Below are 20,819 nucleotides of genomic sequence, written 5' to 3' on the forward strand. Positions count from 1 at the left end.
TTTCAAAAAAGTGAGAAAAAATTTGGTCGTTCTAAATAAAAGTAGTACCTTTGTTGTAATAAATTTTATAACATAACTATGGCTAAGTACAATATTCAACCTAAAAAGGAAAAAATAGCAAGATATCAATCTATGCTGAGTGAAGAAACTAAGGACCGCCTTCGCGACGAGATAATCCGTGTTCTTGTTACTGAAAGAAAGTACAAGGACCCTGACTACAGTTCCAAGAAACTTGCAGAGGATTTGAATACTAACTCTCGCTATATTTCTGCTGTATGCGCAACTCGATTTCATAAGAATTATGCCGAGTTGGTGAATGATTATCGAGTAAACGATGCTATGTCTTTACTTACCGATAAGCGTTATGCAAGAATGAGTGTAGAAGGTATCAGCGAAATGGCTGGTTTCAATACTCGTCAGAGTTTCTATGCTAATTTCTTCAAGCGAATAGGCGTTACTCCTCGTCAATATCGTGCTAATCATTTTAAGGGATTGGAGTAAGTTTAATTGTTAATAACTAGAACATGAAACAAAAAGGAGGGGGTATCATAAGTTAATGATTCACCCTCCTTTTTGTTTTTACAAACTATTGCGAGTTACCTCTTGAAGTAGTTTCTCAATGCCTGGTGGCGGATACTCCTGTTCAATCTGCGTATGGTCAGATTTCGTATCTGGCGAACTCGCTCGCGTTTGAGCCCCATATCTTCAGCAATTTCAGCCATCGTTTCTTTAGGAACACCTATACCATAGAATTTGGTGATGATTTCTTTCTCTCGTGGCAATAAATCTGCAATGCTTTCTGCCATCTTTTTCTTCATCATTTCTATATTCAGGGTATCATCTGCAATCTTTACATCCGGATCGTTTAATATGTCTAATAGGGTATACGGATTGTTTGCGCTTAGTGGCGCATCTACAGATACAGCCTTGTCTGCGTTTCTTGGGGCAAATTTCTTCTGGTCTTTCGGTAAACGATAAAGTCCTGATTGTTTATCGATGGCCTGAGATATAGCCTTGTGAACGAATGGACCGGCATAAGCCACAAAATCGGTGCCCCGGTCGGCTTGGAACTTTCTGGCTGCCATAAGCATTGCCAGAGTTCCTTCGCTAACCAAGTCATCAAACTCAACGCCTTTACCTTTATACTGGTTGGCTACTGATTTTACATAGTTTAAGTTCTCACTAACTATCTTGTTTATTTCTTTTTCTGTCATATTCAATAATTCTTTTTGCAAATATACATAGAATAATTCAAAAAAGCAAGTATTTTGCGCATTTTAACCAATCATTTTGGTTTCCACATATTATATATGTTCCTATGATTTGCATAAAGCTGCGTATGGACAGTATTCGCAACGATGCTTATCATCTGTAGGTCGGAATGGCTGGTCCTTGTCAAAGATGTTGGCGATGAGAACTTTCAGTTGTTTCATAAACTCTTCTTCGTATACATCTATGCTACTGATGAGTTCCTTGCCCATTTTTAATGTCGGATCATAATCTTCTGCTCCTGCATTTTGTATAAACAGCAAGCCTGGAGATACGGGCTCTTGAGCCGGATTCAGATTTCTGTTGTGGCTTACAATAATTGAGTAGAGCATAGATTGTAAATAATAATCTGTATGCTTGTTGAGCATGGATGGATCAAACACTTCGCTCAGTTCTCTTGGACGTGTTGTTGAAATACGTCCTGTTTTATAGTCTATTACGCGGATTCGTTCTGCAAGATTATTGCCATTTGCATTACCGTTAGCTGCAACAGCGTCCAGTCGGTCGATAAAACCTCCTATTGACAGAGATAAATTGCCGATACTTGTTTCTACTTCGACGTCAGTTTTTACAACCAGCTCTAATCCGAGTATGGTGAATGGAGCCTGGCGCATATCTATCGTGACAAGTTGCCGGATATATCTTGCTATTACTTCTTTATTGATCAGTTGCAGGCCATTATATTTTGGACGATACCCTGCAGCGCTAACTTTAAAGAGTTCTTCTCTGAACGCCTGATCAACCAGGCGATAAATCAGAGATTCGTCTTTTAAGGCTTGCTCTAATTGCTCTTTTGATACAACGATAGGACGAGTCAGTTTGAGTTCTCCTTTACCGTCGGTTGTCAGAGCATCGCTGCTTGCTAATCCCAGATAGAACAGTTCTGCTGCACGATGGAATATATTTCCAAATACTTTGTTGTCTACTTCGTCCTCATCCATTTCATCTGGCTCAATCAATCCTTCTACATATTTATAGTAGAATTGCTTTTCACATCTCAAATATGTATTCAGAAATGTTGGCGTAAGCATTTTCAAATTCTTGAGCTGGCTGAGCGTATGCAGTTTTTTCTCTATTGGTTCATAAGTAGGACGCAGTGTGTTTTGTCCTGCAACCAAAGAAAAGCGCTCGATGTCATGATGGCTTTCTACCAGGAGTTGTAGCATAAAACGGCTCATCTCACCCGATTGGCCATCTTCTGTTGCGTTATTGTAACACAAAGTGATGTCGTGTGAGCGTTGGAGCAGACTGTGAAAATAATAGGCGTATATAGCTACTTTGTTATCTACCGTAGTCAAGCCGTATGCCTTTCTCAATGAATAGGGAATAAATGAAGCATCGTTCACTCCTTTCGGTAGTTTCCCTTCGTTGCATGAGAGTACTAAGATATGCTCGAAATCCAGATTTCGAGTTTCCAATACACCCATTACCTGTATTCCTTCTGCAGGTTCACCATGGAAAGGAATACTTGTTGACTGGATGAGCTGTTGGATGAGTCGTTCCAGAGTGATGCAGTCTACTGCTAAGTCTCCTGTCTGGATGAGTTCTTGCAGACGGTTCAATAATGTATAGGTTCTGAAGAGCGATTCCTGGAATAGGGGATCGTCCTGTTCTTTGCTATTCACACCTATTGTCTTCAAAATATCCAGCAGATACTGGATGAGTCTCAAGTTGTATTCATTTTCTGTTGCAGTCTCACCCAAATCTTTGAAAAGCAGAGATAAGCCTTCATCACCATCCATGCTTAGGAATTGGCGGGTAGGATAGAACTGCTTCTGCTCGTCAAGAGCGCTCAAGAGTTTGCTATAATTTTGAGAAATATAGCGTGTGTATGGATGACGAAGTGCCATGAGCACATTGTGTAAGCGATAGTTGTTACTATGCTTGGGGTGACCTACGCCCTGCAACTTGATGAGCTGTTGCAGCAAACTGTAGAATGGTGTCTGTTGAAGCGGATACCCCAATGTTATGTTATATGATAACTGGTCGTTCTCAGAATAATCTGGCAACGACTTGATGTCTTCGTTTGTAGGAAGACTATGTATAACACTTTGCAACAATCCTTCATCGGCTAATACGATTGCTACTTTTTTTCCATATTTATAGCGTTTCTTTTCTTTAAGCCATTGGTTTACATAGCGGGCCTGAATGTTTTCTGTAGATGCCGATATGTATGTAATGTCTTTATTGTTATCAAAGTTATGATAAATTTCACGAAGATCATGAGGAGGCATATCATTCAATTCGTTAGGATAATATTTGAGATATTCACGAATGTAGTGACCTGCCTCATGGTTGTTTTGCATATAATAGTCATCGTAGTCCCAATAGAAATGTGCTTTACCCTCTTTTATCAAGCGGTCGCAGAGTTTCCGTTCTACTACTTGCATCATATTAAAACCGACAAAGAGATATTTCTTGTGTTGGAATTTGATATTTTCATCATTTACAACTTTCCTGTATAGAGCCCCCTCATAAGCCAATCCTTGTTCTTCAAGACGCATGTTGAACTGCTTATAGATATCAAGAAAATGGCTCCATAATTGTAGAAATCTCTTTTTGAGTTCTGAGTTGTGATCATCGTTGAAATTGCTGAAAAATTTCTTAATCAGCGTTTTCTGTTCTTCTGTAAGATATGAGATGTCATCAAGTTCATGTATATTGCTAAGATTGGCAAAGAGTTTTTCTGCTTCTGCCATGTTTTTATCAATATCGTCAAAATCTGTGATAAGAAGTTGTCCCCATCCATAAAAATGGTCTAGGGTCTCATCAATACCAGTGCAGGCTACGAATGTTTTATGTAAATCGCAAACAAGTTTGATTGGGTCTCCAACTTTCAATGTGCTATGTTTGCGAAACAGGTCGCTGATAGTTATGTAAGATGGCGACCAGATAGGGTGATCAGTCAAACGTGCCAGACTCTCGTTGAGGAAAAGAGCGGCGCGTTTATTTGGAAACACGACGGCAATGTCGCTGAGATTGTTTCCGTATTTCTCGAGTATATCTCTTGCTACATATTTTAAAAATGTTTTCATATCTTAATGGACTTTTCAATGTTTGCAACTGTTCTTTATGTTGCCCTACTTTTTGGAAAGGGGCAATAGAACCGTATTATTTTATTACTTCAACTATTTTGTTAGGGTATACATACCATAGATAACCTTTTACTCGGTGATGTCCCATACTTTTTAACAAGCCGGTGTATTTTCTAACCTGTTCATGGTGTTCTACTTTCTGTTTACCGAATTTGAAGTCTACCACGATGGTTTCTTTTCTTGAGTTTTGCATCACGCGGTCTGGACGGTATTCTGCCATTTTTCCATTTTCAACTGTCAGGATAGAACATTCATTTAGTATGGTCAGTTCCTTATCAAACCATTTTGCGACCTTTGGTGATTCAAGTCTTTTCCTGATCATCTCCTTTATTTTCTCTGGTGTGAGGTCTTGATCGTATAAAAGTCCGTCTAACTCCAACTGTTTCAGGGCTCCATCAATATCATCAACCGTGCGGATTGTAGAAAAGAGGTTGTGCAAAATTGTACCCATTTTGATATAAAACTTCTGTTGTTCTTCTGTTTCATCACGCTTTATAAAGTCACGGCTCTGGTTACTTTGTCTGAATTCTGGCATTTCAGGCGTAACATTTATTTTAATTTCTAAAGGTTGAGAATAGGCTGAGAGCACATTTGTATCCTTCTTCTCGTTTGATTTCTTGGAAGAATCAGGTACATATATTTCATTATAGCAGAAAGATATGTCATCTGTTTTGGCATCAGAACCTATTCCTGTTAACTCCATCTTTACATCATTAGCTTCAAGTCGACTGGCTACCTTGTCGAGTACAGATTCGATAATGGCAGAACGATATGCACTATTAGCTCGTTTGCCAATTACAATCAGGTTGTGACTGGCACGTGTGAAGGCTACATAAAGCAGATTCAAATTGTCGACTATGTTTTGCAGATGTTCATGATTATAATCTGCTTCATATATACTTTGCTTCATCAGTTTAGCACTGAAATCTATAGGTACCAGTGGAAGCTCGTTGTATGGAGCTTCTTGCGGTGTGCACCAGATTGTGGTGGCTTTTTCTAGTTGCCAGTCACAGTAAGGCATGATAACATGATCGTATTCCAGTCCCTTACTCTTATGTATAGTAAGGAATCTGATACCTCCATCGCCATCGCTATGAATGCTTTTTTCGTGAATACGGTTATCCCACTCTTTCAGAAATCCAGTGATATCACTACTGTTATCTGTGAGATATTTACTTAAGCAATCATAAAAAGTGCAGATGTAGGCAGTTTGCTTGATCATGTCTTTTATTTCGCCAAGTTTAAGTTCTGCAAAAAGGCGTTCTGTGAGATCGAACAGTGGCATTTCCAGATACTCAGAACGATTGGTCAAAAGTTGTTCCGGCATATTTCCAGCTACAGAATACGTGTCACAAAACTTGTTGAGAGTTGCTAATGCAATATTGTCATTTGGGTGTACCAGTATGTAGAGAGCGTTAACCAATGTGCATACTGCTTGGGAGGCATCCAGCCTGAATGCCTCATCTGAAACCAACGGATAGTCGGAATGGTTCATAAAATACTCAGCAATGTCCTGTATGTTACGGTTGCTTCTTACCAGGATTGCTATTTTGTTGCAAGGAACACCTCTTTCAACCAACTTGTCTACAGTGTCCAGTGTGGTTTGCATCATTCTGTCTTCAATATTTTCACCGCCCAGGAGCTGAATACTTATAGAACCATTAGGATTAGAATGGTGGACTGGTACTTGCTGGCAGACATCGCTATATGCGCTTTCCAGCTGTTTACATTCCTCAGGACATTTATCTTTCAGGTCTTCAATCTCCAATTTTACTGCTTCTGTGAAAAAAGCATTGTTGAACTCAATGATGTTTCTATCAGAGCGGTAGTTGGTACCCAAAGTTTCTATGCTTACTTTTTTCGCGCTTTTATTAAATTCTTTATCGATATTATTGAGCAGTCTCCAATCGCCGGATCGCCATCTGTAAATACTTTGTTTTACGTCACCAACAATGAGGTTACCTGCATCTTCTCTACTCATGGTTTCTTCGAGCAGCACTTTAAAGTTCTTCCATTGGATGGTGCTAGTATCTTGAAACTCGTCAATCATTATATGGTCGAGTTGAGTGCCAATCTTTTCAAAGATGAATGGCGAATCGCTATCCTTTATCAGTGAGTTGAGCAAGGTCTGAGTATCGCTCAAAAGGAATCGGTTTGCCTCTCTGTTCATCTCCCTGACTTTTTTATCTATGCTTCCCAAAAGGCGGAGCTGATTAAGATGCTTTATGGTCAGATCGGTACTTTTGAAGATTCGGGTGAGTCTTGGACGATTATCTTCAGCAAACAGCAAAATAGGGTAGAGCACCGATTCCACATAATTGAAGATATCAGTACAATTTTTTACATCAGATTTTTTGACCCATGCTTCCGGACTTTCCCGACATTTACAGAAAGTATCATTATGTAGATCATCATCACTGTATTTGCCATTTTTCAGCTTGTTGAAATAGCTCCAAATACCTCTCGTTTTTCCAGCTAAGTCGTCTGCCGTAAAGCCTTCTTCTTCAAGGGAATCGAAAAAATTAGCAGCAATTTCTTTAAGCTGCTCTTTGGCCTTATCGCGCTTTTTCTTCATTCGGTCGGTAAAATCCTTGAAGAAATCTTCTTGTTCCATCAATTCTGTCAACTTGTCGGAATGAGCTTTGTAATAATCCTTGAATATGTTCTCACCGAATTTCTTGATCTGTCCTATGACATTCCAACTCTTATCATCATCAATATTTTCTTTGATATAATCCATAATCCAGAAAAGTAGACGATCGGTATCTTCAAGACTTTCTATAAGTTCATCAACGGCATGCTGTTCTATTTGATAGTCATTGAGTTCTATCCGTAAATTGGCAGTCAGATCAAGTTCACGTGCTAGATTTCTCAATACACTCTGAAAGAACGTATCGATGGTCATAACCCGGAAATAGTTATAATTGTGTATGAGCAAATGCAGGGCAGATTCTGCATTTTTCTGAATTTGTTTGGATGAAAGATATGGTAAAGCCTGCTGTATTTGATTTACATAATCGTTTGCTTCTGGTAGTCCGTGTGCAATTTCGTATAATTTTCCTAAGATACGCATTTTCATTTCTTCAGTAGCTTTGTTGGTGAAGGTTACTGCAAGAATGGTTCTGTAGGAAGCAGGATTAGCTATCACGAGTGTCATATACTCGCGAGCCAAAGTAAATGTTTTACCTGATCCTGCACTTGCTTTATAAACAGTTAGTTGTGAACTCATATTTTGATTTTTTTATGATGTTATTGATATTGTGCCCTAGAAATCATGTTTTATCCATGCTTTTATGAATATTACCAATCTCTAAATAGTTCAAAACCGAAGCGACAGCCTATGCCATTAAACTTCGTGTTTTTGAAGGCTGCAAAGAATCCTAATGTAATAGCTCTTGTTGTTACTCCATATCCCCATTCTGTATATGGGTGTAAATGGTTTACAACAAGACTGCTTACATACAGACGCTCTGCTTCTATATATTTCCCAATCAGGGGGAGCCATGCAGTTACAATCATGGGAGCTTCATAAGTGAAATTTCCGCGAACGTAATAATCACTGGCATTATACCATTGGGATGGCAGTAATTCGAATTCTCCACTCCAGCTATCATTCCAGCCTCCAGGAATATTGTTGTCATGGAAATTGGTATAGTCAACGAAATCCCAATGGTCACCTTTACGGGTATAAAACCCTGCTCCTAATCTAACAGAATATGATTGACGGCGTGATGCTTGAAAAATAGTTTGTGCATCTACTTCTACTCGTTCGTAGTCTATGTTTGAACCTAGTAGGTTTTTCCATCCCTTTTCATAGTCTATTTTAAAGATAGAGCCTTTCTTACCCCATGGTAACAGTTCTAAAGCTACTGCTGGTGCTACTGACACATATTTGCTTGGGTAATTAAACAGTTTATAGAAACTTTCAATCACAGCTTTTCGGGTATGTGAAACCAAGCCAATCTCAAAACCTACATAGTCGTTGAAACTCCAGTGGTTGATAAGACGAAGATAATCATCTTTAAACTCTGTCAGTTTCCTGTTATTAGCATCAATATCTGTTGAGATTTCCGGTAATGACAATCCTGGATATTCTGAGAATAGTGGATATAGAAAATTGTTATCTTCAGGTTTGCTGATGCCTAACATCTTTCTTGCAACACGATTATTCGATATTCTATTACCGTTACCGATTTCTAACTTCAGATATCCATTGTGCTTCTGGTTATAGTTGAATGTCAATGGTATATTGAAATAAAATCTGTGTTGTTTCATACTGTAACCTCCTTTAAAGCGAAGGCCCAATTGCAGATTTTCTGTAAATCTATAGCCTCCCTTCAGGTCAAATTTGTATACAATCCCTTTTCGCTCGGAATATCCCATATAGAGTGGGTTGAGAATAGGACTGATACGGAAGTAGCCTTGGTTTTGCTTTCCGAAGCCTTGGGAAATTCTGTTTAATACATTGTCACCGATAACATCCCAAAGTATGTCTTTTGCAAAGTTTTTCTTTGGTATGGTGTTATTCAAGGAATCTGTTATTTGTTTCCTTTTTTCGTAGAATTTTTTGTATATGTCAGCCTCATCTTGGTTTAACTCAATTGGGCGCACTTTTGCCATTAATGCTGTGTCGGCAACATTATTGAGTGAATCACTTAATATTTTCGGCAGTCCGTATACAGTTGTATACATGCCCGTTATCTTGTTACCCATAAAACTGAAGTTGGCTCTCATGCTGCACCTTGCAGGAGAAAGTGAACCAAATCCGTCTTTACCCATAATGATCGAGATATAGAAACGGGTCATATCATATTCGCCCTCAAAGTCTACCATGCTTATCTTTCCGCTTTGGGAATCAACAATGGCACGTGCTTCAATAACTTGGGTGTTTTTGAGACGTGGATATACGTAGATTTGTGCTTTGCCGAATGGTAATTGGGTGACGGCATATTTATAATATCTGCGATTCTTATAGTGGAAAGGAGAAAGAATATTAGTTTCGAAAAGTGTTTCTCCATATACCGTTGGAGTCATGTATTTCAAAACTGATGACAATGTGTTGCTTCTATGCGGAATGGTGCTTATGTTCAGCAAACGCTTGGCAACTGGTCTGCCATTTGCGTCTAGCGTCATTTGGTTATAATATTCGCTGATGAATCTTCTGCCACCGCCATGAGCCACTGCATACATTGTCGGTACTAGCATGAGTGTTGCATTACGTTTGTTTGTTTTGATTTGAAATTTAGTGTAGGCATAACTCTTGTGCTCAGCTCTACCTGTTGTGTCAACAGATTGTGAATATTTAAATACCAAACACATCACCGAGTCACTAAAGGCGTCTCTCGGTGACATTCTTCTTGCATGTGCTGCAAAAGCCATCATGCAGAAGATAATCGTCAAAATGATGTGTGTTTGATATTTCTTCATTTATTATGAGTTAAGATGTTACTTGGCAGAAGAACTGTGCTAAATATTTTGGACAGCAGCTTTCCTAACCAAGATATTTCATAAGGATTCCTATCTTCCCGGATTCTCTCAGTTTGGTGATGCTTTTTTCTCTTATTTGGCGAACTCGCTCACGGGTCAGCCCCATTTTATCACCAATTTCCTCGAGCCCCTTTTCGGTTTCCCCGATTCCGTAGCATGCGCAGATAATTTTCAGTTCGCGATCCTTGAGGCAAACTTTTAAAACCTGTCTTAGGTCTTGTGCCATACTTTCATGGTCAACCTGCTTGTCTGTTCTGGCATCGTCTCCGCTTGCCATTACATCTGCCATAGAGTTGTCATCGTCATCACTGAATGGAGCATCGATGCTTACATGATGACCACTGGCAGCCATGCTCTGAGAAATCTTGTCCTCGTCAACACCCGTTCTGGCAGCAAGTTCTTCAACGCTTGGACGGCGTTGGTTTTCCTGCTCAAACTTATTAATTTCCTGGTTTACCTTATTGAGTGATCCTACCTGGTTTAGGGGAAGCCGAACGATTCGACTTTGCTCTGCTATTGCCTGTAAAATACTCTGACGAATCCACCAGACGGCGTATGAGATAAATTTGAACCCTCGTGTTTCATCGAAGCGTTCTGCAGCTTTGATGAGTCCGATGTTTCCTTCGTCAATCAAGTCTGTCAAGGTGAGTCCCTGGTGCTGATATTGTTTTGCTACCGACACCACAAAACGTAAGTTGGCTTCAATCAACTTATTTTTTGCTCTTTCGCCAGCTCTACCTCCCTTGCGGATAGCTTGAGCCAATTCTATTTCTTCATCAATAGAAACCATAGGGGCTCTACCTATCTCTACAAGATATTTGTCGAGAGCCTCGCTGTTACGATTGGTTATACTCTTTTGTATCTTAAGCTGTCTCATTATCTTTTCCTCTTAGTTACACATTGCACAATTGACGCAAAGATAATAAAAATATTGATACGCAACTAGATTTGTAACTTACTTTAACGTAATTAACCTAACTTATTCATTTAAAGGTTATTTTACCGTCTTGTTCTTAACAAAACTTTGAAAAGCGTCATCATATCCGTTAAACACGTTGATGTCTACCTCTCCATGTATTCCTGCTACTCTTCCGTCGGGGCAGAGTTGCCAATATACCAATCGGATGTCTGGTTTATACTCTCCATATCGTGCAATCCAAACCTGGTAGTTATGTTTCAGATTGGGAGCCTGTGGCAGATAGCGATTTACGAAAGTTTGGTTGATGTAAAGAATAGGCTTAACACCAGTTGCTCTTTCTACAATTCTAAGCCAAGTTCTAATGCGTGCAAACAATACTCTAGCCCCTCCCATTTTCTTGATTTGACTAGGAAGCGGTTCAATATCAAGAACTGGAGGAAAATCGCCTTTCCTAATGATACTGTGTTTCAGAAAGTGTCGTGCCTGTTCGGCAGCAGGTGTTATGGTGGTAAAGAAGTGATAGGTTCCAACCTTGTAACCATGTGCTTTTGCATCACGATAATCTTTTCTATAATATGGATTTAACATCGATTTACCTTCTGTACTCTTGATATAGATGAAGCGAATAGGGAAGTTTACTGTTCCTGACACTGTCTTTTTGCTGAGACGTCCAAGATGTGTAATGCGTAAACGGTTCCAGTTGATAGCATATTTTTTTCTGCCTTTTCCATGTTGGTATTTGCTCAGATCAATGCCATAAATACGTTCCGATGTATATACGAGTCTTTCGCCTTTATAGCGGTCATTTTTCCATTCGCCTATTCGTAATGGCTTCTTGGGAGCAATGCTGAATCCGAATCCTTCCCGTTTCCCGTTTTTCCAGTAACCCTCATAATAGGTTCCATCGTATCCTTGCCAGCATCCATGACCGTTTGGTCGATAGATACTGTCGGTTGTACCCCGATAATATCCTAGAGAATCAGGTAAGAGGGTATAATCAATAGAGCGTCGAAGTGTGACTCCATGAGCTGTTGCTAAAGATACTGCAAGTTGAGGTGAAATAGCTTTAACTCCTTCAGGAGTTGTTTCTGAGGAAAGTTGGAATGTGTGGCTTCCTTGTGCAGTTTCTCCATTCATTGCTTTGATGAGTTTGCATGCCTGACTCTTCCATTTTCCGTTCTCGTCTCTATAATAGGCTTGATATGAAATGGAGCGTTTCAACTTGAAATGTCCCTTTTTCTGTACATGTTTCAGGGAATCAATCAGTTTTTTGGCAGAATCGCGTAGTTCCAGTTCGTGTTGGGTATAAGCGCAAATAGAGTTGTAGCCTACATCCAGGACAGAATGAGAGTGAATATAATAGTTCAGTTCTCCAACTTTCCATTTGGAGTCTCTATACAAACTGTCTAAAGAATCAACTTTCTCTTTAAAGATGCTATCCGCATCTTTGCCAAGATAGTGATTCCGGCTGATGCTGTTGTTGTAGCAGGCGGCAAGTCTTCCTTCACATGAAGGAATCAACGCCCAACGATTCATAAAGTTGGCAGCCAGTGTCGTAGTGTCTTCGTCGAACCGGAGTATTGTTTTTCCATTTTGAATTAATTCATAGTGACTGTATACTTTTATGTTTGCTTTTGCCTTGTTCACTCTATCACTTGATGGGTTCAGACAATAATAGCTCCATGTGCTGGCGGCAGCCAGCAGAATGAGAACTAAACTTGTGATATATAATATTTTCTTTTTCATTTGATGATGACCTCCAATATTTTCTTGGTGGTTTCGGTAATCTTTGTTTTTTCAGACGTACGTTCGCCGATAAGCCAGATGATTTCACCTTTACTATCAGTTAATACATGCTGTGTCTTCTTTTGTATATAGTCAAATTTCCTATCGGTCATATAGTCACTCAACAGTTTGCTACCCTTCATGCCGAAAGGTTGAAATCTGTCGCCTTCTTTTACCAGTCGGTAGGTGAGGGGAAAACTGACTTTTTCAGCATCCAAAGTGATACATTGCGATTCTTTGCTTGGCATGAAGTCACCCATATGCGAGAAGATTCTTATCTTGATTTGGGTTCCTTCGTCCATGTTGTAAATGCCTTCTTCTGGCAGTCGGAACGCTCTTGGCTCCTGAATGTTATTCAAGTCTTTTATGTTAGAGATCAACAGCTGTTCTCTGTCGATGACTATCATATAGTCTTCGTTTTTCCAAATTTTACCGACACCACGATCCTGACTGAAGAGGCTTTCACAGATGTCATCAATGACATTGCCATGAAAACCATATCTGCCTAATTCTTTATGGAGTATGAATTCCGGACTTGGAGCATTCATGACAGATACTTTAGGTATATATATAACTTTCCTATAAGAGTCGGTTGTACTGATGCTTTCCATGCTCTCAAGTATACTTTTCGCTTGGCGTATGTATTTGGCAGTGAGAGCGATATTTTCACTTGCTGCCGGGTTGATACTTTCTAAAAGAGGTACTACATGATGGCGAATTTTATTTCTTAAAGCATCGTCTTCCAAATTTGTTGAATCTGTGACAAAATCTTGCTTTTTTTCTTTTAGGTATTGCAATATATCCTGTCGGCTGATGCAGAGAAGAGGGCGCAGAATATTTCCGTTTTTGGGGGCGATGCCTGCTAATCCGTCTACTCCAGATCCTCTTAACAGATTCAGAAGTAAAGTTTCTACATTGTCATCGCGATGATGGGCCACACAAATGCCTCCTGCATGCAAGTCTTTTACTAATTGGGCAAAATAGCTGTAGCGTAAGTTGCGTGCAGCCATTTCGATACTAACCTTGTGCAAATGGGCATAAGCATAAGTATCAAAATGGATTCGAGACAAACTGATTCCCTGTTGTTGGCACAGATTTACACAAAATTGCTCGTCTCTGTCACTCTCTTCGCCGCGAAGGTGAAAGTTACAGTGCGCAGCAGAAATATTCAGTCCTATATTTTTCAAGATAAGCAATAGGGCAACGCTATCGGCACCTCCGGACAAGGCAACGATATATGGTGTTTGCCACTTGAACATAGCATGGTGAATAATATATTTTTTGACGATATTTTCAATTTTGTTCATTCTGCGATACTTTAAAAGTATATGATGTTTCTTATTACTTTCTGTTTTTCAAAAAGTCTTCTGCCCGCTGCAAATCTTCTGGCGTGTCGATGCCTACAGTTTCTACATCTGTAGTACCAACTTTTATCTTGTAGCCATTCTGCAACCATCGAAGTTGTTCCAGGCTCTCTGCTATTTCTAGTGAGCTTTGTGGCAGTTTGGTTACCTCTTTTAAAACTTCTTTGCGGTAAGCATAGATGCCCAAATGTTTCAGATAAGGAAAACTCTTGAGCCATTCTTCCTCTTCCTTTCCTCTTACGTATGGAATGATGCTGCGAGAGAAATACATAGCAAAGCCTTGATTGTCTACAACAATCTTTGGACTATTAGGATTTTTTACAGCTTCCATACTGGTAAAAGCTTTTCCTAAAGTGGCAATTTGGGTTGTTGGATCATCAAAACACTGGCAGATGGTTTCCAGTTGACTCTTGTCAACAAAAGGTTCATCTCCTTGAACATTGACAATGACATCCCAGTCTCCACCAATTTTTTCGATAGCTTCTTCTATGCGGTCAGTACCGCTCTTATGATCCTTGCGCGTCATAACAGCTTTACCGCCAAATGCTTCTACAGCATTGATAATTCGCTCATCGTCTGTTGCAACATAGGCTGCTTCTAGACAACTTGCTACTTTCTCATAAACATGCTGTATCACTGGTTTGCCATCTAACATGGCAAGTGGCTTTCCCGGGAAACGTGTTGATGCGTATCTTGCTGGAATAATTCCTATAAATTTCATATTCTTCTATATTTAAACCTGTTTACTATTCAATTCATGCGATTCGTTTAACTTCAAATAAAAAAAGTTGCACTTCCGCAGACGCAAAAGTACAACTTTATTTTGTATTCACCAAAAAACTTTTTGTTTTTTTTGAAAAACCTCAGAGAATATTTAATGTTCTCCCATTTTTTTTTATTCGTATCTGATAGCCTCGATAGGGTCGAGCCTTGCTGCCTTCTTTGCAGGATACCATCCAAAGAAAACGCCAGTAAATGTACAGACTGCAAAACTCATAATAATGCTCCAAGGCTCTATTTGGGTGGCTATATGGAAGAAAGAGTTCAGACTGAGCGATAAACTAACTCCCAATATCACTCCTATAATACCGCCAGTTACAGAAAGTAAGATAGCTTCTATCAGAAACTGGTTCAAAATATCAATACCTCGTGCGCCCACACTCATTCGAAGACCTATTTCGCGAGTGCGCTCTGTTACAGATACATACATGATGTTCATGATTCCGATGCCGCCTACCAGCAGCGAGATTCCTGCCACGGATCCGAGCAGGATGGTGATTGTAGACATGGTAGAATTCATCATGCTTGAAATTTCCTCTTGTGAGCGGATATTGAAGTCATCTTCATCTGCTTCAGTAGTATCTGTTGCGTCTTTCAATTTGTGGTTGCGTCGCAATATTTCTGTAATCTGATCTTGGGCAGGTTGAGAAGCCTCTTCGGTGATAGCTGAGCAGACGATGCCTCCTAAATAGCTTTGTGCCATAATTCGCTTCATTACTGTTGTATAGGGGGCAAGTACCAAATCATCCTGGTCCATACCCATACTATTGTAACCTTTCTTCTTCAAGACACCGATTACTCTGAATGGAATGCTGTTAAATCGCACAACCTTACCGATAGGATCACTGCCATCAGGGAAAAGATAGTCAACTACTGTCTGTCCCAAAATACAAACTTTAGATGCAGCCTTAATGTCTGTATCAGTAAACATTTCTCCATCTGCCACTTTCAGTTGTCGGATGGAAAGATAGTCTTGGTTTACACCATAAATGGAACTTTGGGTGTTGTTGTTTCCGTAGATCCACTGTCCGGAACTGTTTACAGTAGGAGAAATAGCTGAGATATAATTACATTCGTCTTTGATGCTCTGATAGTCGGCTTGCTTCAGCGTCTCCATTGACGAAGCATCCTGTCTCACACCGCCACGCATGTCTGCACCTGGTGAAATCATAATCATGTTTGATCCCATCTCTGCGATGTTTGCCTTGATGCTGGCTTTACTTCCTTGTCCGATGGCAAGCATGGTAATAACCGCAGCAATACCGATGATGATGCCAAGTGCGGTAAGGAAAGAGCGCATTTTGTTGGCAGCAATGGCACGGATGGCTATTTTGAAAAGATTCTGATAATTCATTTTACTTGTTGTAATGTTAAATGTTAAATGTTAAGTGTTAAGTGAAAACTTCGTTTGCTATTGGATGCTAAGTAATTTAACATTCAACACTTAACACTTAACATTGAAAACTTATTCGTCCGTGTTGGCAGGCAAGGCTGCCAGACCTTCGGCTGCCGAGAGAATATGTTCGTTATAGGTGTCGCTGATGATGTGACCATCACGCAGTTCGATATTACGACTCGAATAATTTGCAATGTCTGGGTTGTGGGTAACGAAGATGATGGTTCTTCCTTCAGCATAAAGTTTCTGGAAGAGTACCAGAATCTCGAAACTGGTTCTGGTGTCGAGATTACCCGTTGCTTCATCAGCAAGTATCACAGCGGGGTTGTTGACCAACGCACGAGCTATGGCTACACGCTGCATCTGTCCTCCAGACATCTGATTACTCTTATGATAGAGACGTTCTCCTAAACCAACAGCTTTCAGCGATTCGATAGCACGTTGCTTTCGTTCTTCTGCGCTTACGTTCGGGTTGTACATCAGTGGAAGTTCTACATTTTCTACACTTGTGGTCTTCGGTAGAAGATTGTAGTTCTGGAAGATGAATCCAATCTTTCGGTTTCTAAGAATGGCGCGATCATTACGTGACATCTTTCGTACGCTTACTCCATCCAGATAGTATTCGCCACTGGATGGGGTGTCGAGACAACCTAGCTGGTTCAGTAGGGTAGATTTACCTGAACCTGATTTACCCATGATGGTAACAAACTCACCTTCGTATATTTTAAAGCTTACACCTTTTAGGGCGTGGACAGTTTCCTCACCCACAAGAAAGTCGCGACGAACATTGTCGAGTTCTATCACAACTTTCTTTTCGCTGTTTGCTTGAATATTGTCGTTTGCCATACTCTTATTTTTTATTTTTTCTTTCCTCTAGGTCCAGGACCGCTAATCAAACCTTGACTTTGTTGAGGCTCCTCATTCTCTTCAGGGGTATTAACTATGATTTCAGTTACAATCTTCTGTCCCTTCTTCAAACCCTTGATAATTTCAGTATGTATACCGTCGCTCTGACCGATGGTTACAGAATGAGCTGTAAGGGTATTGTTAGCAAAAGTCCAAACTTTGTTTTTCCCTTTGCAGTCAACAATCTTGATATTCTTTCCCACAGTTTCCTTGGTTGGAGTAAAGCGGAGTGCTTTGTTGGCAACGGCAAGAATACCAGCACGTTCTTGTGTAAAGATGGTAACATTTGCAGTCAGTCCTGGTTTTAACTTGAGATCTGCGTTGGGTGCAGAGATGACAACCTCGTAAGTGACTACATTGTTTGTTGTAGTAGCTTCCAGACGAACCTGTTTTACTGTTCCCTGGAATACATCGTCAGGATAAGCATCTACTGTGAAATTAACGCGGTCGCCTTCTTTTACACCGCCTATATCTGCCTCGTCAACATTTGCAATCACCTGCATGTTGGTCAGATCTTTAGCGATAGTAAAGAGCTCTGGTGTGTTGAAACTTGCTGCTACGGTCTGTCCTTCCTCTACGCTTTTTGATATGACAGTTCCATCTATTGGCGATGTAATTGTAGCATAGCTCAGGTTGGTTTGGGCTTTTTGTACATTTTCCTTGGCCGAAGCTACTTGCTCTTTCGCCTGGCGATAGGTGAGAAGCGCATTTTCATAATCGTCAGCACTTACCAAACCTTTCTTATAGAGGGTCTGGTAGCGGCTCATGTTTGCACTCTGATAGTTCAAACTGCTTTGCGCACTTGCCAGGTTAGCTTTGGCAGTATTCAACTCGCTCATCAGGTTGGTTTTGTCGAGCTCAGCTATGACTTCACCTTTTTTTACCTGCGAATTGTAATCAACATAAAGTTTGTTTACAATACCACTCACCTGTGTACCAACCGTTACAGAAGTTACCGCTTCAATAGTACCGGTTGCAGTTACACTATTCTGCAATGTTTGTGTGGTTACAGTTTCCTGCTTGAAGTCTATTTGTTCTTCGTTTTTACTTCCTGAGAACAGCCATGCTGCCACAGCTACGATGATTACCACAATCAGGGCAATCCAGATTTTGCTGATTCTAAGTTTTTTCATAAAAATGTATGTACCTATTAATGATTTGCAATATGTTTTCGGATGTTATCACCTATCTTTTCTTTAGATTCTGCCGTTTTGGTAGAATTTCAACATGTTGATATTCAGAATGGTAAGATACTTTGCCTGAAGTTCGTTCTGTTTAGCCTTCAGAAGATTATCTTTGCCGGTTCTCAATTCTACGATGTTCTTTAATCCCAGTTTAAACTGTTCACTTAAAAGATCGTAGCTAGTTTGTGCACTTTCGCTGCTCGCCTTGGCAGCCTTAAACTGGCTTTGGTTTGTATTAGCCTGCAGCCAATAGTTTTCGATAGTAGAGTAGAGCTTAGTTTGCTCATTCTTTATATCGAGCAAGATGCTTTCACGCTGAATGAGTGCTTTATTGACAGAAGTCTTGGACTGTCGGTTATCAAAGAGAGGAATACTGACACCGATTCCACCACCCAGGCTGAAGTTGGTTTTCATCTGACTGCCCCAACCGTTTTTGTTCATGGATGTGGTGCTGGTCGTAGCTCCTGCATTTACGCTGATGGTTGGCAACTTTCCTGCCTTTGCAATCTTGATGTTCAGATCGTTCTGGTCGAGTTTGTTTTGATAGCTCAAAAACTCAGGGCGATTCTGAAGCGCAGCTGTATAGACACTGTTCATTCCTGGGATAGAGGCCAGAGCCATCTGGTCAGTTGTGCTTGGAATAGCGATGTCGAAAGCTTCTTCACTGGTAATCTGCAGGAGTTCCTTCAACTGTCGTTTATAGTTTTTAACGTTACTTTCAGCCTGCACGATGTTAAACTCATCTTGTGCTCTTTGTGCTGTAAGTTGTGCTAAGTCTGCTTGGCTCATCTTGCCAATTTTTACCATTTCCTTACCACGCTCTTCGTTTTGAACACTCGACTGATAACTTTCTTTGTTTACGTTGATAGCCTCTGTATAGTAGAGTATCTGTACGTAAAGTTGAGCTATCTGTTCTTGCAGGTTGAGGGCTTGTGCTGTCGAATCGAGTTGTGCCGCTTCCTTTGCCAGCTTGTTCAGTTTCACCTGATTTCTGTTTTTGTTTCCGTTCCAAATTGTGTAATTGCCCATCACGCTATAGCTGCCATTGTAATATACCTTGTCGATGGAAGCTTTGCTGAAACCTTCTCCGCTGATTCCATTAGAAACCCAAGGCGTATAGCTTACACTTTGATTGGTGCTGGCAGAGAGCGATGGCAGAAGCGCAGACTTTGATTGCAGATAGTCCTCCTGAGCTGAAGCTTTTGTGAGTTGAGTCTTCTGCAGCTGAATGTTGTTAGCCAGTGCGTAACTGATACAATCCTGCAGTGACCATTGCTTAGCTTGTACTGCGATAGGGGCCGACATGATGAACAGCGCTACCGCCATGTTTTTTAAACTTGCGTTCATACTCTTTTTACTTTTTGTTTTCATCTTTACAGAACTCTTTTCATCAGTTCTGTTTAAATGTGGATTAATGTTCTTACTTTCCATAATTGCAAATCTTAATAGGATACATCATTTTTTGCTTTGACGTAAGCGTTTCCTATAAAGTTGCAACTTATATGCTTTTTTGATTAAAAACAGGATGATAGGTTTAATATTCGCATTTATCTTTAACAATCCTTTTCAAAGTGAAAGATTTCTTTTGCTTTTCCACATTAATTTATTTATATTTCTCAAAAAAATGTTTCTTCTTTCGTTATCTTCGCTGAAATTGTGTAACTTTGCAGAAAAATTTTAAGAAAGGAATAAAATAAATGCCGTTAAGATTACCAGATAAGCTTCCAGCTATCGAACTGTTGAAGCATGAGAATATATTCGTGATGGACGAAAGTCGTGCGCATAAACAGGAGATTCGTCCGTTGAAAATCTGTGTGCTCAATTTGATGCCCCTCAAGATTACGACAGAGACAGATCTCGTTCGTCTTCTGTCGAATACTCCTCTTCAGTTAGAGGTTTATTTTATGAAGTTGAAAAGTCACACACCAAAGAATACACCAATAGAGCACATGATGATGTTCTACAAGGATTTTCAGGAACTTTCCAAACAGAAGTTTGATGGAATGATAGTTACCGGTGCTCCTATCGAAACGATGGCTTATGAGGAGGTAGAATATTGGCCTGAAATCAAAGAGATTTTTGATTGGGCCCGTACCCATGTTACTTCAACACTCTATATCTGCTGGGGTGCCCAGGCTGGTCTTTATCATTTCTATGGTGTTCCTAAGTATCCTTTAGAGAAGAAGATGTTTGGTATTTTTAAGCAGAAGCCTCTCGATTTGTCTCAGCCAATTTTCCGCGGTTTCGATGATATCTTTAATATGCCTCATAGTCGCCATACGGAGGTAAGACGAGAGGATATTGAAAAAGTGCCAGGACTTGACATCATTGCCGAATCGCCTGAAAGCGGTGTCAGCATTGTGATGGCCAGAAACGGCCGCGAATTCTTTGTGACGGGTCATCTTGAGTATGCGCCAAACACGCTGGATAAGGAATATAAGCGTGATATGGGCAAGCGTGATGATGTCGAACTGCCAAAAAATTATTATTATCATAACGATCCGAACGAAGAACCTCTGGTGACATGGCGTGCTCATGCCAACCTCTTCTATAGTAATTGGATCAACTATTATGTTTATCAGGAGACTCCTTACAATATTAACGAAATCAGTTAATTTGTGAAGGGGTTGGATG

Annotated in this window: 14 protein-coding genes; 2 read left to right on the forward strand and 12 right to left on the reverse strand. The window is 40.1% G+C overall.

Annotation, left to right across the window (positions count from 1 at the left end):
* The first annotated feature begins 132 nt into the window (after positions 1-132).
* A complete protein-coding gene (locus tag RCO84_RS05235; RefSeq protein WP_228023599.1) occupies positions 133-501 on the forward strand; it encodes a helix-turn-helix domain-containing protein in 369 nt (122 codons plus the stop codon).
* Positions 502-596: 95 nt separating this feature from the next.
* On the opposite strand, the gene RCO84_RS05240 is transcribed toward RCO84_RS05235, so the two are convergent.
* The 12 genes from RCO84_RS05240 to RCO84_RS05295 form a co-directional block, all read right to left on the reverse strand.
* Positions 597-1,214, reverse strand: a complete 618-nt coding sequence (locus RCO84_RS05240) for a sigma-70 family RNA polymerase sigma factor (RefSeq protein ID WP_006846726.1) — start codon at positions 1,212-1,214, stop codon at positions 597-599.
* Positions 1,215-1,316: 102 nt separating this feature from the next.
* Positions 1,317-4,304, reverse strand: a complete 2,988-nt coding sequence (locus RCO84_RS05245) for a PD-(D/E)XK nuclease family protein (RefSeq protein ID WP_317584204.1) — start codon at positions 4,302-4,304, stop codon at positions 1,317-1,319.
* A 76-nt stretch (positions 4,305-4,380) separates the two neighbouring features.
* Positions 4,381-7,593, reverse strand: coding sequence for a UvrD-helicase domain-containing protein (locus tag RCO84_RS05250; RefSeq protein WP_317584205.1), 3,213 nt, complete (start codon positions 7,591-7,593; stop codon positions 4,381-4,383).
* A gap of 71 nt (positions 7,594-7,664) precedes the next feature.
* The gene (locus tag RCO84_RS05255; protein WP_144153106.1) at positions 7,665-9,791 is read right to left on the reverse strand and encodes a DUF5686 family protein; all 2,127 of its coding nucleotides are present in this window, start codon (positions 9,789-9,791) and stop codon (positions 7,665-7,667) included.
* 64 nt (positions 9,792-9,855) lie between these two features.
* A complete protein-coding gene (locus tag RCO84_RS05260; RefSeq protein ID WP_006846722.1) occupies positions 9,856-10,728 on the reverse strand; it encodes a sigma-70 family RNA polymerase sigma factor in 873 nt (290 codons plus the stop codon).
* A gap of 117 nt (positions 10,729-10,845) precedes the next feature.
* Positions 10,846-12,516 (reverse strand): GH25 family lysozyme, encoded by a 1,671-nt coding sequence (locus tag RCO84_RS05265; protein ID WP_317584207.1) that lies wholly within the window; start codon positions 12,514-12,516, stop codon positions 10,846-10,848.
* Positions 12,513-13,862: a tRNA lysidine(34) synthetase TilS gene (tilS, locus tag RCO84_RS05270; protein WP_317584209.1), complete on the reverse strand. Its 1,350-nt coding sequence runs from the start codon at positions 13,860-13,862 to the stop codon at positions 12,513-12,515. The genes RCO84_RS05265 and tilS overlap by 4 nt, the downstream gene beginning before the upstream one ends.
* A gap of 34 nt (positions 13,863-13,896) precedes the next feature.
* Complete coding sequence (gene kdsB, locus RCO84_RS05275; RefSeq protein WP_317584211.1) at positions 13,897-14,640, reverse strand: 3-deoxy-manno-octulosonate cytidylyltransferase; 744 nt, start codon at positions 14,638-14,640, stop codon at positions 13,897-13,899.
* 174 nt (positions 14,641-14,814) lie between these two features.
* Positions 14,815-16,053, reverse strand: a complete 1,239-nt coding sequence (locus RCO84_RS05280; protein WP_317584213.1) for an ABC transporter permease — start codon at positions 16,051-16,053, stop codon at positions 14,815-14,817.
* 111 nt (positions 16,054-16,164) lie between these two features.
* Positions 16,165-16,941 carry an ABC transporter ATP-binding protein gene (locus RCO84_RS05285; protein WP_117586656.1) on the reverse strand — a complete coding sequence of 259 codons (777 nt, stop codon included), beginning with the start codon at positions 16,939-16,941 and terminating at the stop codon, positions 16,165-16,167.
* Between the two features lie 11 nt (positions 16,942-16,952).
* Entirely contained in the window at positions 16,953-18,134 is a 1,182-nt protein-coding gene (locus tag RCO84_RS05290; RefSeq protein WP_317584214.1) for an efflux RND transporter periplasmic adaptor subunit, read from the reverse strand.
* Between the two features lie 63 nt (positions 18,135-18,197).
* A complete protein-coding gene (locus RCO84_RS05295; RefSeq protein WP_317584218.1) occupies positions 18,198-19,532 on the reverse strand; it encodes a TolC family protein in 1,335 nt (444 codons plus the stop codon).
* A gap of 350 nt (positions 19,533-19,882) precedes the next feature.
* Here RCO84_RS05295 and metA point away from each other — a divergent pair, with 350 nt between their 5' ends.
* Positions 19,883-20,800, forward strand: a complete 918-nt coding sequence (metA, locus tag RCO84_RS05300; RefSeq protein ID WP_317584220.1) for a homoserine O-acetyltransferase MetA — start codon at positions 19,883-19,885, stop codon at positions 20,798-20,800.
* Positions 20,801-20,819: the final 19 nt, after the last annotated feature.

The sequence above is a fragment of the Segatella copri genome (assembly GCF_949820605.1).
Taxonomy (GTDB): domain Bacteria; phylum Bacteroidota; class Bacteroidia; order Bacteroidales; family Bacteroidaceae; genus Prevotella.